This is a genomic window from Streptomyces viridifaciens (assembly GCF_001888885.2).
GTDB classification, from domain to species: domain Bacteria; phylum Actinomycetota; class Actinomycetes; order Streptomycetales; family Streptomycetaceae; genus Kitasatospora; species Kitasatospora aureofaciens.
Genome location: NZ_CP090841.1, coordinates 1346544 through 1362217, shown reverse-complemented (window position 1 = coordinate 1362217; position 15674 = coordinate 1346544). Strand labels below are relative to the sequence as shown.

The 15674-nt window shown below is 72.9% G+C and carries 16 protein-coding genes; 9 read left to right on the top strand and 7 right to left on the bottom strand.

All coding sequences use genetic code 11. From position 1 onward, the window contains the following. Nucleotides 1-72: 72 nt before the first annotated feature. Entirely contained in the window at nucleotides 73-1773 is a 1701-nt protein-coding gene (locus tag BOQ63_RS13565; RefSeq protein ID WP_030280256.1) for an acyl-CoA dehydrogenase family protein, read from the bottom strand. Between the two features lie 187 nt (nucleotides 1774-1960). Further along, complete coding sequence (locus BOQ63_RS13560; protein ID WP_046386652.1) at nucleotides 1961-2563, bottom strand: PadR family transcriptional regulator; 603 nt, start codon at nucleotides 2561-2563, stop codon at nucleotides 1961-1963. A 186-nt stretch (nucleotides 2564-2749) separates the two neighbouring features. Between BOQ63_RS13560 and BOQ63_RS13555 the strand changes: the two genes are divergently transcribed. Next, entirely contained in the window at nucleotides 2750-3247 is a 498-nt protein-coding gene (locus BOQ63_RS13555) for an SPW repeat protein (RefSeq protein WP_223885924.1), read from the top strand. A gap of 114 nt (nucleotides 3248-3361) precedes the next feature. On the opposite strand, the gene BOQ63_RS13550 is transcribed toward BOQ63_RS13555, so the two are convergent. Both BOQ63_RS13550 and BOQ63_RS13545 read right to left on the bottom strand, forming a co-directional pair. Continuing rightward, nucleotides 3362-4768 (bottom strand): class II fumarate hydratase, encoded by a 1407-nt coding sequence (locus BOQ63_RS13550; RefSeq protein WP_030280262.1) that lies wholly within the window; start codon nucleotides 4766-4768, stop codon nucleotides 3362-3364. Between the two features lie 142 nt (nucleotides 4769-4910). Beyond that, nucleotides 4911-5645 (bottom strand): carbon-nitrogen hydrolase family protein, encoded by a 735-nt coding sequence (locus tag BOQ63_RS13545; RefSeq protein WP_030551716.1) that lies wholly within the window; start codon nucleotides 5643-5645, stop codon nucleotides 4911-4913. Nucleotides 5646-6062: 417 nt separating this feature from the next. On the opposite strand from BOQ63_RS13545, the gene BOQ63_RS13540 reads away from it, so the two are divergent. Beyond that, the gene (locus BOQ63_RS13540; protein WP_150475868.1) at nucleotides 6063-7976 is read left to right on the top strand and encodes a cholesterol oxidase substrate-binding domain-containing protein; all 1914 of its coding nucleotides are present in this window, start codon (nucleotides 6063-6065) and stop codon (nucleotides 7974-7976) included. 181 nt (nucleotides 7977-8157) lie between these two features. On the opposite strand, the gene BOQ63_RS13535 is transcribed toward BOQ63_RS13540, so the two are convergent. Next, nucleotides 8158-8748: a helix-turn-helix domain-containing protein gene (locus BOQ63_RS13535; RefSeq protein ID WP_078656555.1), complete on the bottom strand. Its 591-nt coding sequence runs from the start codon at nucleotides 8746-8748 to the stop codon at nucleotides 8158-8160. 173 nt (nucleotides 8749-8921) lie between these two features. On the opposite strand from BOQ63_RS13535, the gene BOQ63_RS13530 reads away from it, so the two are divergent. After that, nucleotides 8922-9683, top strand: a complete 762-nt coding sequence (locus BOQ63_RS13530) for an AzlC family ABC transporter permease (protein ID WP_072656243.1) — start codon at nucleotides 8922-8924, stop codon at nucleotides 9681-9683. Then, nucleotides 9683-9991 (top strand): AzlD domain-containing protein, encoded by a 309-nt coding sequence (locus tag BOQ63_RS13525; protein WP_435820372.1) that lies wholly within the window; start codon nucleotides 9683-9685, stop codon nucleotides 9989-9991. Before BOQ63_RS13530 ends, BOQ63_RS13525 begins: the two co-directional genes overlap by 1 nt. A gap of 108 nt (nucleotides 9992-10099) precedes the next feature. Here the strand turns inward: BOQ63_RS13525 and BOQ63_RS13520 are convergent, their stop codons facing one another. Both BOQ63_RS13520 and BOQ63_RS13515 read right to left on the bottom strand, forming a co-directional pair. Then, nucleotides 10100-10414: a hypothetical protein gene (locus tag BOQ63_RS13520; RefSeq protein WP_051746656.1), complete on the bottom strand. Its 315-nt coding sequence runs from the start codon at nucleotides 10412-10414 to the stop codon at nucleotides 10100-10102. A 73-nt stretch (nucleotides 10415-10487) separates the two neighbouring features. Next, nucleotides 10488-11027 carry a GNAT family N-acetyltransferase gene (locus tag BOQ63_RS13515; protein ID WP_030280276.1) on the bottom strand — a complete coding sequence of 180 codons (540 nt, stop codon included), beginning with the start codon at nucleotides 11025-11027 and terminating at the stop codon, nucleotides 10488-10490. A gap of 89 nt (nucleotides 11028-11116) precedes the next feature. Between BOQ63_RS13515 and BOQ63_RS13510 the strand changes: the two genes are divergently transcribed. The 5 genes from BOQ63_RS13510 (at nucleotide 11117) to BOQ63_RS13490 (ending at nucleotide 15551) form a co-directional block, all read left to right on the top strand. Next, nucleotides 11117-12304, top strand: a complete 1188-nt coding sequence (locus BOQ63_RS13510) for an acyl-CoA dehydrogenase family protein (RefSeq protein ID WP_030280278.1) — start codon at nucleotides 11117-11119, stop codon at nucleotides 12302-12304. 120 nt (nucleotides 12305-12424) lie between these two features. Continuing rightward, a complete protein-coding gene (locus BOQ63_RS13505; RefSeq protein ID WP_030280280.1) occupies nucleotides 12425-12802 on the top strand; it encodes a hypothetical protein in 378 nt (125 codons plus the stop codon). A 5-nt stretch (nucleotides 12803-12807) separates the two neighbouring features. Continuing rightward, nucleotides 12808-13602: an ATP-grasp domain-containing protein gene (locus tag BOQ63_RS13500; protein ID WP_223885923.1), complete on the top strand. Its 795-nt coding sequence runs from the start codon at nucleotides 12808-12810 to the stop codon at nucleotides 13600-13602. Between the two features lie 163 nt (nucleotides 13603-13765). Then, a complete protein-coding gene (locus BOQ63_RS13495) occupies nucleotides 13766-14644 on the top strand; it encodes an alkaline phosphatase family protein (protein WP_037828535.1) in 879 nt (292 codons plus the stop codon). A gap of 424 nt (nucleotides 14645-15068) precedes the next feature. After that, nucleotides 15069-15551, top strand: coding sequence for a hypothetical protein (locus BOQ63_RS13490; protein ID WP_046385746.1), 483 nt, complete (start codon nucleotides 15069-15071; stop codon nucleotides 15549-15551). Nucleotides 15552-15674 lie beyond the last annotated feature (123 nt).

The following is a 15674-nucleotide window of genomic DNA, read 5'->3' as shown; positions in this document are numbered from 1 at the left end:
GACACGGAGACGTGGTCCGGGAGTGCCGGTCCGCCGACCGGCACTCCCGGGGTCTTGCCGGATCTACCGGACCTACGGCTGCATCTCGTACGAGCCCGAGAGCGCCTCGACCCGGGCCCACACCTTCGCGGCGCGCTCGGCGTCGGCCACCGGGCGGCGCACGTTCGCCAGCGCCCAGGCCGCCTGCTCCTCGGTGGTGGAGGCCTTGCCGTGCAGCTCGGTCGCGTGGGCGGAGAAGTCGCGGACCAGCGCGTCGAAGATCTGGTCCAGGACGTCCGCGTCCAGGCCGGTCAGCTCCGCCTGCTCCAGCACCAGCTGGCCGTAGACGATCAGCGCGAACAGCTGGCCGATCTCCAGCAGGAAGTCCAGGTCCGCCTGCTGCTCCTTGCTCGGCGCGTGCTTGAGCAGCAACTCGCAGAAGCCGTCCGCCTGTTCGCGGAAGCGGGCGACGTTCGCCAGCTGCGCGTGCCGGTCGTACGGGGCGCGCCAGTCGTGGAAGCGGATCGCGCCGAGGCCGCGGGCCGGGCCCTGACGGAACAGGAAGGCGTCATCGGCGGCGTCCAGCCTGGTCGGCACCGGCGCGTAGTCGGCAGGTGCGAACAGGTAGTTGCCCATGAACTTGAGGATCAGCGCCAGGTTGACGTGGACGGTGCCCTCCAGCTTCGGCAGGCCGCGGATGTCCTTGGCGGCCTTGTCGAAGTAGGTGTCCGCCTCGAAGCCCTTGGCCGCGATGACGTCCCACATCAGGTCGATGACCTTCTCGCCCTCGGTGGTGACCTTCATCTTGGTCATCGGGTTGAAGAGCAGGTAGCGGCGGTCCTCGGGGGAGGCGGTGCGGAAGTAGTCCACGGCCCGCGCGCTGAACAGCTTCATCGCGACCAGGCGGGCGTACGCGTCGGTCAACTCGCGCCGCACGTGCGGGAAGTCGGTGACCTTGCGGCCGTACAGCACCCGGTTGTGGGCGTGCGTGACGGCCTCGTACATCGCGTGCTCGCAGATGCCGACCGAGGCGGTGCAGAGGTTGAACTTGCCGACGTTGACGGTGTTCAGTGCGGCGTCGAAGGCGGCCTGGCCGGTGTGCAGCACGTCCTCGGCCCGGACCGGGTAGTCCTCCAGGCGGAACTCGCTGACGTACATCTGGGCGTTCACCACGTTCTTGACCAGGTGGTACGCCTCGTGGCGGCTGTCGGCGGCGAAGAAGACGTAGCCCTCGGGGCCCTCGACGTCCGAGCGGCGGCCGAAGACCGAGACCAGGCCGGCCACGTTGCCGTTGCCGATGTAGTACTTGGAGCCGGTCGCGGTGAAGCCGCCCTCGCCGTCCGGGGTGAGGATCATGTCGGTGGAGTAGATGTCGGCGCCGTGGGTGCGCTCGGACAGGCCGAAGGCCATCACGTGGCCCTCGGCGAGCAGCTTGGCGGCGCGGGCGCGGACGGCCTCGTTCTCGCTCTGCCAGACCGGGCCGAGGCCCAGGATGGTGACCTGCCAGGTGTACCAGTAGCCGAGGCCGTAGAAGCCGAGGATCTCGTTCAGCTCGGCGATCCGCGCGGTGTCCCAGCGCTTGTCCGGGTCGGCCGCGGAGGGCGTCAGGAACTCCGCGAAGAGTCCTTCCCGGGCGGCGAATTCGAGGAAGTCGGCGTACCAGGCGCGGTCGATGTAGGTGTCGATGAGCGCCTTCTTGCCGCGGGACTCGAACCAGTCGACGGTCGCGCGCAGCAGTCGGCGGGTCGGCTCGTCGAACTGCGCGGGGTCGTAGGTGCGCGGGTTGAAGAGCATCAGGGGCTCCCTGGGGTCGAGGGTGTCGAGGGTGTTGGGGCGCCGGGCGCCGGGCGCCGGGCGTCGGAGGCGTCAGGGCTGCCAGGGCACGGCGAAGCGGGTCGGCCGACGGGTTTCGGGCGAGCGGGGCTTCGGATGACGGAGTTCAGCGAACAGATGACAGAATTCAGCGTTCAGCCAACAGATTTCAAACTCTGTCACCTGACGTCTGTTCGCGGTCTCCCGTCCCCCGCCCCCGCCCGTCCGCGAGTCGGCGCAGAGTGGTGAGCACGTCGTCCAGCCAGGCGAGGTTCATCCGCTCGAACTCGATGCCGCCGCGCAGCACCACGTGCTGCAGCTCCTGCTGGACGTCCAGCGCGCCGAGGTCGGGGAAGTCCCGCTGCTCGCCGTGCAGGTAGCGGGCGAGCAGGGCGGAATGACTCTCGCGGTGCCGTTCGACCTCGGCGATCAGCACCGTCAGCGCGGCCGGGTCGTCGAAGGCGGCGGCCCGGATCTTGACCGCGAGTTCGTGCCGCACGGTCTCCGGCTCGACCGGTTCGCGCAGCCATTCGGCCAGCGCGGCCCGCCCGGGCCCGGCCGCCGAGTACACCTTCTTGTCCGGGCGGCCGTCCTGGGCGACCTCCTCTGCGGCGACCCAGCCGTCCGCCTCCATCCGCCGCAGCACCCGGTAGATCTGCTGGTGGGTGGCAGTCCAGAAGCGTCCGATGGAGCGGTCGAAGCGCCGGGCCAATTCGTACCCGGAGCCGGGCTGCTCCAGCAGCGAGACGAGGATCGCGTGCTCCAGTGCCATGCCCGCATCCTCCTATGCAACGAGTTGCATAGGCAACGTTCTCCCGGAGTGTTGAGACGCAGGTCACCGGCGTGATCGGATGGTTATCGGCCAATACGGACAATCGGGTGTAAAACCTTTGGGAAGGGCAGAATAGGTACGGGACGCGCCCCATTCCATGGTCCGGAACCACAGGAGGTGGTATCGGTGGCAACCCATCTGCCGACAGGCATGGAGCACCACCCGGACATCGTCGAACTCCGGGAACACTACGAGCGGGTCACCTCGACCCCCCGCGCCCAGGGCATCGAAGCCCTGGCCGTACTGGCCGGACTCTTCCTGGCGGCATCGCCTTGGATCGTCGGCTTCACCGCGTTCAGCACCCTGACCGTGACCTGCCTGATCGTCGGTCTGGCATACACGGCACTGATGGCCGGCTACGGGCCGGCCTACGAGCGCACCCACGCGCGGGCTTGGGCCGCCGCCGCGCTCGGTGTCTGGACGATCATCTCTCCCTGGGTCGTGTCCGGTTCCGTCGCGCACGGCAAGAACATCGTCACCTGCGTCATCGTCGGTGCGGTGATGTTCCTGCTCGGCCTCGCGGCGATCTCGATGGCCACGATCACGGCGAACGGGGCAGCGATGCGGCTCGGCCGGGCCGGCCGGGCTGACCGAACCGGCCGCGCAGGCCACGTCAAGGGCTGATCTTTCCGGTAGCCCGCGTCCGGGGCGCGGAGGGCACGTGTGCCCGCCGCGCCCCGGCACGCGTCGACACGTCCAGGGAAGTCCCGATAGGTACCGGGCCCGATAGGTACCGGGTTACGGATGCGTCATCCGCAGCACGTCCAGTGCCCGGTCCAACTGCTCCTCGGTGAGCTCGCCCCGCTCGACGTACCCGCGCTCCAGGACCACCTGACGGATCGTCTTCCGCTCGGCCAGCGCCTGCTTGGCGACCTTCGCCGCCTCCTCGTACCCGATGTACCGGTTCAGCGGCGTCACCACCGACGGCGAGGACTCCGCGTACTCGCGGGCCCGCTCGACGTTCGCGGTGATCCCGTCCACCGTACGGTCCGCCAGCAGCCGGGCACTGTTGGCCAGCAGCCGCACCGACTCCAGCACGTTGCGGGCGATCACCGGGAGCATCACGTTCAGCTCGAAGTTGCCGCTCGCGCCGGCCAGGGTCACCGTCGCGTCGTTGCCCACCACCTGGGCGGCGACCATCAGCACCACCTCGGGCAGCACCGGGTTCACCTTGCCCGGCATGATGGACGAACCCGGCTGCAGGTCCGGCAGGTTGATCTCGCCCAGGCCGGTGCGCGGGCCGGAGCCCATCCACCGCAGGTCGTTCGCGATCTTCGTGAACCCGACTGCCACCGTACGCAGTTGGCCGCTCAGCTCGACCAGCGCGTCCCGCGCGCCCTGCGCCTCGAAGTGGTCGCGGGCCTCGGTCAGCGGCAGTCCGGTGGTGCGGGCCACCTCCTCGATGACCGCCGCCGGGAAGCCGGGCGGGGTGTTGATGCCGGTGCCCACCGCCGTTCCGCCGAGCGGCAGTTCGGCGACCCGCGGGAGCGTGGCCAGCAGCCTTTCCCGCCCGTGCCGCACCTGCGCCGCGTAGCCGCCGAACTCCTGACCGAGGGTGACGGGCGTGGCGTCCATCAGGTGGGTGCGGCCCGACTTGACCACCTGCGCGAACTCGACGGACTTGCGCTCCAGCGCCTCCGCCAGGTGCTCCAGCGCCGGGATCAGGTCGTCGGTGACGGCGCCGGTGGCGGCGATGTGGATCGAGGACGGGAACACGTCGTTGGACGACTGGCTCGCGTTCACCTGGTCGTTCGGATGGACCGGCCGCCCCAGCCGCTCGCCGGCCAGGGTCGCGATCACCTCGTTGGCGTTCATGTTGGACGAGGTGCCCGAGCCGGTCTGGAACACGTCCACCGGGAACTGGTCGTCCCAACGGCCCTCCGCCACCTCCTCGGCCGCCGCCGCGATCGCCCCGGCCGTCTCCTCGTCCAGGACCCCGAGGCGGGCGTTCACCCGCGCCGCGGCAGCCTTGATCCGCGCCAGCGCGGCGATGTGCGCGCGCTCCAGCCGCTGACCGGACACCGGGAAGTTCTCCACCGCCCGCTGCGTCTGCGCCTGCCACTTCGCGGCGGCCGGCACCCGTACCTCACCCATCGAGTCGTGCTCGATCCGGTACTCCTGCGGCTTCTCCCGCTCGTCACCCATCGTGCGCTGCACCTCCTGTACGGGCCCGCTCGGCCCGGTCACGGGTCTTCCGATCACGACAGCCGCGCACGGGCCCCGGGTATTTCCACCGAGGCCGGCGATCCCCGATCCGGAGGACGCGCGGACCCCCGGTGCGGCGCGGTTACGGCCGGGGCAGCTCGGCGCGGACCAGCTCGCCCGGCTCGGTACCGGCCTGGGCGACCGTCGACCCGTCGGGCGCCCAGATCCCCGAGCCGCCCGAGCTGTCCGGGAACACGCCGGTGGGCCCGGCTGAGGTGGACAGCACGACCCAGACCCCGTGCGCGGTGGCGCGGTCCCGGCAGTGGCCGTCCCGGCGCTCGGCCTGCGTGGTGCCCGGGCCGTACAGGGTGGAGGCGACGTAGGCGTCGATGCCGAGCGGGGCGGTCTCCTCGGCGTGCGTCGGGTCGGCGACGTCGGCGCAGACCGCGAGGCCGAGCCGCAGGCCGTCCAGCTCCAGCACGACGGGCTTCTCGCCCGCGGTGAAGCGGTCGGGCTCGCCTTCACCGTGCAGGCGCATCTTCCGGTAGACGACGGCGGCGCCCTCGCCGGTGACCGCGACGGTGGCGATGGACTCGCTGCCGTCGGCCTCCGCGACCGGTGCGCCGACCAGCGCCAGGGCGCCGGTGGCGGCGCAGGCCTCGACCAGCGGCGCGAGCCGCGGGTCGGCCGGGTCGACGGCGGGGGCGGCCAGGTCGTAGCCGGTCAGCGACAGTTCGGGGAACACCACCAGGCGGGTCCCCGCCGCCCGGACGGCCTCGGCGTGCCGCTCCACGTTCACGGCCAGGGTGTCCGGTCGGCCGCGGTCGGCGCAGAGGGGCTGGGCGACCGTGACGGTCAGCGGCGTGGACGAGGGCATGGCGGGGCCTCCGGTCGGTGGGGGGCGGTGGTCAAGATCAACCTATGTGGCCGCCGAGGAGCCGGGCAAGCGTCGGTGACCCGGTCCCGGGTGCACTGGCCGACCGCCCCACCAGGCGCCACCACGGCGGCATGACCAGCGACGATGCCGCCACCGCCCGCTACGCGGAGGCCGCCCTCGCCGCACCCCGCCGAATCCGGCCCGGCCGCGCTTCAGCGGGAAAGCGGAGAGAGGTAGAGAGTGGACGGCTCTCAGTCGTTCGAGTGATGATCACCCGAACGAGTGAGATCCCGGCCGGATCGCTTCAAACGGTCGTGCGGCACTTCGTACGCTCCTCACCGGGTCGGGTGGACACCGACCGCCCCGGAGCGCCGCGGCCCGGCCCGGCCCGGGGAACCGACGCAGGGGGCGGACCGGATGACCACAGAACGCGACGACAGCCGTACGAACGGCCCGACCAGCCCGACCGGCGCGCCGGACCGCCGGGCGAGCGGCCGCGAGGCCGGACGGGCGCTGACCAGGCGACAACTGCTCGGCGCCTCCGCGGCGCTCGGCGGCGCGGCCTGGCTGCTGCGCGGCACCATCGGCCCGGACAGCGCGGAGGCCGCCACGCCGGTGCCGCCCGGCCTGCCCGCCGGCACCGAGCTCTACCAGCGGGTCTTCGAGAACTGGTCCGGTGAGATCCGCACCGACCAGCTGTGGACCTGCGCGCCGCGCACCCCCGAAGAGGTGCCGGCCCTCGCCGACTGGGCGCACGCCAACGGCTGGCGGCTGCACCGGCACACCTGGGCGCCGCTCACCGTCGCCAACGGGACCCCGGACAGCGCCCGCGTCCTGATCGTCGACACCAGCCGCTACCTCACCGCGATCACCGCCGACTCGCCCACCACCGTCCGGGCGCAGGCCGGCGCCGGCATGGAGGCGCTGCTCGCCCACCTGGCCGACCGCGGTCTCGGCCTGACGGCCTGCCCGGCGCCCGGCGACCTCACCGTCGGCGGCGTGCTCGCCATCGGCGGCCACGGCACCGCCGCCCCGGCGCACGGCGAACTGCGGCCGGACGGGCACGGCTACGGCTCGGTCAGCAACCAGGTGGTGCGGCTCACCGCGGTCGTCCTCGACCCGGCCACCGGCCGCTACGCGCTGCGCACCTTCGACCGCGCCGAGGCCGACAGTGCCGCCTTCCTGGTGCACCTGGGCCGGGCCTTCGTCACCGAGGTCGTGCTGCGCGCCGGGGCCGACCGACCGCTGCGCTGCGTCAGCCGACTGGACATCCCGGCGAGCGACCTGTTCGCCCGCCCCGGGACCGCCACGGGCGGTGGCGGGCTGCTCGGGGGACTGCTGGGCGGCGGTGACGGCCCGCGCACCCTCGCCGACTTCGTCGAGCGCGACGGCCGGGTCGAGGCGATCTGGTTCGCCTACACCGACTACCCGTGGCTCAAGACCTGGACCGTCAGTCCGACCAAGCCGCTCGCCGCCCGAGCCGTCGACCAGCCCTACAACTACCCGTTCTCGGACAGCGTTCCGGAGCCGGTCGCCCGGCTGGCCGGTCAAATCGTCTCCGGCGCCTGGGGATCGGCTCCGCTGTTCGGCCAACTCCAGTACCTCGTCGCCAAGGTGGCGCTCACCGGTGACCTCACCGACGTGCTGCTCTCCGGCGGGCTGCTGCGCGACCTGCTCTCCGGCGACCTGATCACCCACCTGCTCGCCGGCGGACTGCGCTCCGACCTCTGGGGACCCTCGCGCACCCTGCTGCAGTACGTGCGGCCCACCACGCTGCGGGTCACCGCCAACGGCTACGCGATCCTGACCAAGCGTGCCGACCTGCAGTGGGTGGTCAGCGAATTCGCCGCCTACTACCGGCAGTTGCTCGCCGAGTGCCAGGCGCGGGGCGAGTTCCCGGTGAACGGTGCGGTGGAGATCCGGGTCACCGGCCTCGACGACCCCTCCTACTCCGGGGTCCCCGGCGCCCGGCCCCCGCTGCTGTCCGCGCTGCGACCGCGGGCGGACCGGCCGGAGTGGGACACCGCGGTCTGGCTCGACGTCCTGGCCTTCCCCGGCACGCCCGGGCTGGAGCGCTTCGCCCGGGATCTGGAGCAGTGGCTGCTGCGCACCTTCGACGGCACCCGGGCGGGTATGCGGGTCGAGTGGTCCAAGGGGTGGGCCTACACCGCCGACGCGGCCTGGTCCGACCAGGACCTTATCGGCCGGGTCATTCCCGACAGTCTGCGCGCCGGGGGCGGTCCGGGCTGGGACGAGGCGGTCGCCGTACTGGACCGCTACGACCCGCACCGGGTGTTCGGGAATCCGTTCCTGGACGGGCTGTTGAAGTAGCGCGCTCCGGAGTGGAGGAGGGCGGCGAACAGATGTCAGCGAACAGGTTTCATCATCTGTTCGCTGACATCTGTTTTCTGTCCGCTGTTATCTGTCACCTGACGTCTAACGCTTCGCCCCCCCGGGCCCCGGCCCCCGGCCCCCGCCCGGCCCCCGCCGCCCGCCATCCGGCGGCGCAGTGTCAGATGTGCTCCATCACGATCACCGCCAGGGTGTCCGCCGCCAGCGCACGGAACACGTGCGGGGCGTCGCCGGGGTAGCTGATGTAGTCGCCCGGGCCCAGTTCGACCGGCGCCTCGGTCGGACCGACCAGGGCCCGACCCGAGCCGATCATCACGTGCTCGACGGTGCCGGGCATGTGCGGGTCGGAGGCCCGGGTCTCGCCGGGCTGGGCCTCGATCCGGTAGATGTCGCGCCGGGCGTTCGGCGGGCAGGAGGAGAGCACGGTGGCCGCGTAGTTGGCCTGCTCGGAGTGGGTCACCGGGCCCTCCCCGGCCCGCAGCACCTTGACGGTCGGGCGCGGCGGGTCGACCAGTCGACTGAACGGCACGTTCAGCGCCACCCCGAGCGCCCAGAGCGTCTCGACGCTGGGGTTGCCCGCGCCCGACTCCAGCTGCGAGAGCGTCGACTTGGCGATGCCGGCGCGTCGGGCCAGCTCGGTCATCGACACTCCGCTGCGTTCGCGTTCGCGCCGGATGGACGCGGCGATCTGGCCGATCAGCTCCGCGCCGGAGCCGTTGGCTCCCTCGGGCCTGGCGGTCCGGTCACTCATGCTCGCCACTCACTCTTTCCCCAGGCTCCCTCGGTCGGCTTCCCGCTGCTGGTGCCGTTCATGCTGCCACGCCCGGCCATCCGGGTGTCGTCGCGATCGCCGCTCACCGTTCGGCCTACCGGTCGTTCCGTTCGCCTTGACGAACCCTGCCCTGCGGGTTCACTCTGATGGACATGCGTTCGCTGCTTCGAACACTGGAACATGCCACCCTCCGCGACATCGCCCTGGTGTGCGTCGCCGACGCGCTGGTCGGCGCCTCCTTCGGCGCGATCAGCGTGTCCGGCGGCCTGCCGCTGTGGGTGCCGATGGCGCTGTCCCTCCTGGTGTTCGCGGGCGGCTCGCAGTTCGCGGCCGTCGGCGTGGTGCTGTCCGGCGGGAGTGCGCTCGCGGCCGTCGCCACCGGACTGGTGCTCAACGCCCGGCTGCTGCCCTTCGGGTTCGCCGTCTCCGACGTGCTCCAAGGGCCCTGGTGGCGGCGGCTGTTGGGAGCGCAGCTGCTCACCGACGAGAGCGCGGCCTTCGCCCTGCAGCAGCACGACCCGCGGCGGCGCCGGGCAGCGTTCTGGATCTGCGGGGTCGCCCTGTTCGTGATCTGGAACCTCGCGGTCCTGCTCGGAGGCGTCGCGGGCGGGCTGATCGGCGACACCGACGTGCTCGGCCTGGACGCCGCCTTCCCGGCGGTGCTGCTCGCGCTGGTGCTGCCCTCGCTCGGGGACCGCGGTACGCGTACGGCGGCGCTGACGGGTGCGGCGGCGGCCGTCGCGGTCACCCCGTTCGTCCCGGCCGGGCTGCCGGTGCTGTTCGCCCTGGTCGGGCTGCTGTTCGCCGGACGGCCGGGGGCGACGCCGCACGCAGGGAAGGCGGGGAAGGCGGCCGGGACGGATCCGGCCGGGCCGGAGGCCGCCGTCTCGGCCGTGAAGCAGGAGGCCCGATGATGCCGCTGTACGCCGTACTGCTGCTGGCCGCCGGGACGTACGCCTACCGCGCGGCCGGACCGCTGCTGGGCCACCGGCTCGCACTCTCGGACCGGCTGCGGCACCTGCTGGCCGTCGCGGCGGCGGTGCTGCTGGTCGCTCTGGTGGCCACCGGCGCACTGGCCCAGGGGCACGGCTTCGCCGGGTGGGCCCGACCGGCGGGCGTACTCGTTGCCGGGGTGCTCGCCTGGCGCCGGGCGCCGTTCCCGGCGGTGGTGGTCGCCGGTGCGGCGGCCACGGCGGTGCTGCGACTGTGCGGAGTGGGTTGAGACGACGGCGGGCGGCCAGCTGCCGTCACCCGGCACCCTTCAGCCGTTACGGCCGCCCGCCACGCGCCGCCCCCCGTCCGTGACTCGTGACCCGTCAGCCGTGACCTGTCACCCGTCCTCGGTCAGCCGCTCCGCCTGCACCTCGGGCCGCTTGCTGTCCCACAGCATCTCCCACACCTTGAACACGCAGTGGTAGTCCCGCATGCTGCCCTGCGAGATCAGCAGGTAGGTGTCCCCGTCCCGGAGGAGGGTCTGCCGCCGACTGTTCATCGGGTGCTCCGGCGTGTAGGTGGGGACGATCCTCCGCAGCTCCGCGACGGCCTCCTCGCGGGTGCCCTCGACCTCGCCGAGCACCTTGCTGCCCCAGGTCCGGTCCCTGCCGACGCCCACCGTCTCCTCGACGACCAAGGCCCAACGCGCCATGCTTCGCCTCCCCGTTTCCGTTCCGGTTGTTCCGCCACCGCGCCACGCTCCCGCGTGGCACCACCGCATACCCCTACCCGACCAGCGACTTGAAGAAGATGGTGGTCGGCCGCAACGTGCCCATCGGGTCGGCCGCGTAGTCCGGCACCGTACCGACCCGGCTCCAGCCCGCCGCCTCGTACATCCGCTCGGCCGGGCTGCCCGTCTCGGTGTCCAGCACCAGCAGCCGGATCCCCGACGCCACCGCCCGTTCCTCCAGTGCCGCCAGCAGCCGCCCGGCCAGCTGGTGCCCGCGGTCCGCCGGGTGCACCATCAGCTTGGCCACCTCTCCCCGGTGCCGGCCGTTCGCCGTCGCCGCCGGTCGCAGCTGCACCGTCCCGGCGAGCCGCCCGTCGTCCGCTGCCCGGGCCGTCCACACCAGCAGCCGTCCGGCCGCGAGCTCCGGGACGAGGGCCCGCCACCACGCCGAGGACTCCTCCGGCTCCAGCGGGGCCAGGAACCCGACCGAGGCGCCGCAGTTGACGGTATCCGCCAGCAGTCCGGCGAACTCCGCCACCGAACCGTCCAACTCCTCGGCGGTCAGCTCCTCGACCACATAGGCCGTGCTGGACATGTCGCCTTCCTCACTCGCTCCCGTCGGTCCCAGGCCGGGCGGGTTGCGGAATACTCGCCGGTGTCCCGCCGAGACTACAAGGAGCTTCAATGTCGAAGCCGACCCGGATCGACCCGTCCGACCTGCTCGCGGTCGGCGACCTCCTCTCCGACGAGGAGCGGCTGATCCGCGACACCGTCCGCCGGTTCACCGAGGAGCGGATCCGCCCGCACATCGGCGACTGGTTCGAGCGCGGCGTCTTCCCGGCCCGCGAACTCGCCCCCGAACTCGGCGCCCTCGGCGTGCTCGGCATGCACCTCGACGGTTACGGCTGCGCGGGCGCCGGCGCCGTGGCGTACGGGGCGGCCTGCATGGAGCTGGAGGCGGCCGACTCCGGGCTGCGCAGCTTCGTCTCGGTCCAGGGCTCGCTCGCGATGCGCTCGATCCACGCCTTCGGCTCGGAGGAGCAGAAGCAGCGTTGGCTGCCCGGCATGGCGGCCGGCCGGCTGATCGGCTGCTTCGGCCTCACCGAGCCCGACTTCGGCTCGGACCCGGCGAACATGCGCACCCGGGCGGTCCGCAAGGGCGGCAAGGGCGGTGACTGGGTGCTGTCCGGCAGCAAGATGTGGATCACCAACGGCAGCATCTCCGACGTCGCCGTGGTCTGGGCGCAGACCGAGGACGGCGTGCGCGGCTTCCTGGTCGAGCGCGGCACCCGCGGCCTGACCGCGACCGACGTGCACGGCAAGCTCTCCCTGCGCGCCTCCGTCACCAGCGAGCTGGCCTTCGACGAGGTGGTGCTCCCCGCCGACGCCGTACTGCCCGGCGTCACCGGCCTGCGGGGCCCGCTCTCCTCGCTCAACGAGGCGCGCTACGGCATCCTCTGGGGCACCGTCGGTGCGGCCCGCGACTGCTACACCGCCGCTCTCGACTACGCCAGGACCCGGATCCAGTTCGACCGCCCGATCGCCGGCTTCCAGCTCACCCAGCAGAAGCTGGTCGAGATGATGCTGGAGGTCGAGAAGGCCTACCTGGTGGCGCTGCGGATCGGCCGGCTCAAGGAGCAGGGCGAGGCCCGCGCACCGCACATCAGCTTCGGCAAGCTCAACAACGTCCGCGCCGCGCTGGAGATCGCCCGCAGCGCCCGGACCGTCCTCGGGGCCAACGGCATCACCACCGAGTACCCGGTGCTGCGGCACGCCAACAACCTGGAGTCGGTGCTCACCTACGAGGGCACCAGCGAGATCCACACCCTCGTCCTCGGCGAGGCCATCACCGGCGAGGCGGCCTACCGCTGACGGCCCGCCCGGCCCCCTCGGCACGGTGACACCGAGCCGAGAGCGGGCCGAGAGCCGGCCGGGACCGGATCGGCGAAATCCGCTGGCCGGGCCCGTCGCGGCCCGGCTACCGTCCCTGCCATGACCAGCCAGTCCGTCCAGCCGCCGCCCCCGACCACCACCCTCTGGCGCCCCACCGGCCCGGAGGAGCTGGCCCTGGTCGAGGCGGCCGGCTGGCGCGCCTGGCCGCCCCGGCTGCCCGAGCAGCCGATCTTCTACCCCGTCCTCAACGAGGACTACGCGATCCGGATCGCCCGCGACTGGAACGTGCCCGCCTCCGGCGTCGGCTACGTCACCCGTTTCGAAGTGGAGACGGAGTTCGTCGCCCGCTACCCCGTGCAGCGGTCGGGTGGCCGGACGATCCTCGAACTCTGCGTGCCCGCCGACGAGTTGGCCGAGTTCAACCGACACATCGTGGGCCGCATCGAGGTCGTCCACGCGTTCCGGCCGGAGCGGTGAACGCGGTGCACGAGCCCGTCCTGCTCACCTCCGCCCAGGCGACCAGCACCACCGGCCTGCTCACCGCGGCCGCCACCCGGCGCGGGCTGGCCACCGCCGTGCTGACCGGCCCGGGCACGGTCGAGGAACTCACCGGGCGGCCCGTCCACTGGTACGGCGGGCCGCTCGCCGCCGCCCGGATCGCCGCGCCGCTCGGCCTCGCCCTGCTCGAACCCGAGGACGACTGGCTCGCCCGGCTGCCGGAGGAGTTCACCCGCCGCCGGATCGAACTCACCACCCTCGCCGAGGCCTGGACGCTGCGCCACCCGGCCTTCGTCAAACCGCCCGCCGACAAGTCGGTCCCGCCCGCGGTCTACCCGGACGGCTCCCGGCTGCCCCGCACCGGCGAGCGGATCGGCCCGGACACCCCCGTCCTGGTCAGCGAGCCGGTGACCTTCGCCGCCGAGTACCGGCTGTTCCTGCTCGACGGCGAAGTGCTCACCGGCAGCCGCTACGCGCGCTTCGGCCGGCTCGACCCGGCGCCGCTGACGGCAGCCGCCACCGCCTTCGCCCGCCGCCTGCTCGACGCCGTCGGGGACACCCTGCCCAGCGCCGTCGCCCTGGACGTCGGCCCGATCGCCGACCCGTACGACCCGGCCGAGCACTGGGCCGTGGTCGAGGCCAACCTGCCCTGGTTCGCCCACTGCTACGCCGCCGACCCGGACCGGGTCCTGGACATCGTGCTGCGCGCAGCCGGGCCGAGCGCCCAACTCGCCGGGCCGGACCGCCGTTTCGTCCGTACGCTCCGTACGATCGGCTGACGACGGGCGGGTGCCCGCGACCGGTCGGCCGCCCGACACCTCACGGACACCCGCCGTTCGACGGCCGGACGCCGAACGGTACGGCGGGCCGTGAAGCATGGCGCGGTCGGCAGCGCCCTCGGCGGGCGCGGCCGGGTGTGCACGACCGAAAGGAAGCCCCACCATGTCCGCAGCCCAGTGGCCCCGCCCCCGCGTGCTCGTCGTCGGGATCGACGGAGTCCGCCACGACTTCCTGGCGCAGGTGCCGATGCCGCGCCTCCGGGAGGTCGCCGAGGCCGGGTTCCTGGTGCCGGTCACCGTCGCGGAAACCACGCCCACCATGTCCGGGCCCTGCTGGGCCACCATCGTGACCGGCGTCGAGCCCGCCAAGCACGGCGTCTGGGGCAACCACCTGGGCGGCAACCGGCTGGACGTCTTCCCCGACTTCGCCACCCGCCTCAACCGCGGCGACCGCCGCCGCACCTTCGTCGCGGCCGGCTGGGACCCGCTGATGATCAACGAGTCCGGCGGCCCGCTCTTCCGTGCCCCCGGACGGCTCTCGTACATAGCCCCGGCCGAGGACACCCCCGAGGCCTGGGAGACCGTCGACGAGGAGGTCACCCGGGAGGCCGTCCACGTCCTCGGCACCGCCGACCCCGAGGCCTCCTTCGTCTACCTCGGCGCCGTGGACGAGACCGCCCACTTCCTCGGCTGCGGCGAGGAGTACCGCGCCGCGATGCGCACCGCCGACGAGCGCCTCGGCCGCCTGCTCGACGCCGTCCGCGGCCGGGCGACCCACGCCGAGGAGCAGTGGACCGTCATCGTGGTCACCGACCACGGCCACGTCGACGCCGGCGGCCACGGCGGCCGTACGGTCGAGGAGCGGACCGCCTGGGTCGCCTGCGCCGGACACGACATCCCGGCCGGCCCGCCCACCGGCGACATCCGCCACCCCGACGTCGCCGCCCAGGTGTACGCCTCGCTGCTGCGCCCGATCGACCCGCACTGGACCCTCGACGGCCGCCCCTTCCCGGTCGCCCGTCCGGTGCCCGCGGCCGTCTGACACGCGCTCTGTTTCCGCTCTCCGTGTCGTTCCTCCCGTACCACCCTCCCGTACCACCCCTCCCGTCCCGCCGCTGCTCCGGGTGCAGCAGGCCGGGCTGCGGCGGAGCGCCGGTTGAGTCAGGCTCGATCGGGGCCCGGAGCGGACTCGGGACGGGGCGTGTCGCCGCGGGCGCCGTGACGGCACCTACCCCGGGGACCGGGCCCGCGGACATACGCCTGAAGGTGGAGACCGTACCCCGTGGGTTGGATGCAAGATCGCGACCTCGTGGTGACGCTCCGGCAGGGCGGACCGGGCCACGATGGTTACACCCGGCCGGCGGAGCGCTCCGCCCGGGCGGGTCGCGGGAGGCCCGCGGACGCACCGGTAGCGGACGCACCGGTAACGGTCGCATCGGCAACGTACACGGAGAGGGCAGTCAGGCATGAAGGGCATCGTGAGCAAGGTCGCGCTGGGAGTCGCGGGCACCGGCATGGCCGTCGCCGTGGCAGCCGTGGCAATCGGCCCGCGGGTGTCCGAGTGGTACGACGGGCGCCACCAGGAACAGGCCTCGTACGACAGCGGCTCGCAGGCCAAGGCCGAGCGCCGCTCGGTGCCGGCCTGGCTGCCCGACAACGCCTCCTCGGTGAAGTACCTGATGTCCACCACGGGCGACGACCGGCTGCTGCGGGCGACGCTCCCCGAGGGCCGGCTGCCCGCCGGCTGCAGCACCGGGGTGTCGGGCCGGGGCCCGCACCCGCTGCCGGTCTCGCTCAAGGCGGGCTGGTTCCCGGAGGGCGTCGCGGCCAAGGCCGTCGGCACCTGCGGGCACTACAATGTGACGCTCACCGGCAACCAGCTCTACGCGTGGCAGGACGGCGCGACGCTGCAGGCGGCCCTGCGGGCCGAGCACGTCGCCAAGCACTGAGGGTGCTGATTCGGGCGCTGACCGCGGATCAGCCGTCCTGACCAGGGAACGAACGGCCCGCCGGGCACCGGAAGGTGCGGGCGGGCCGTCGTCGTACGCGTGCTGTGGATCGGCCGGTGGGCG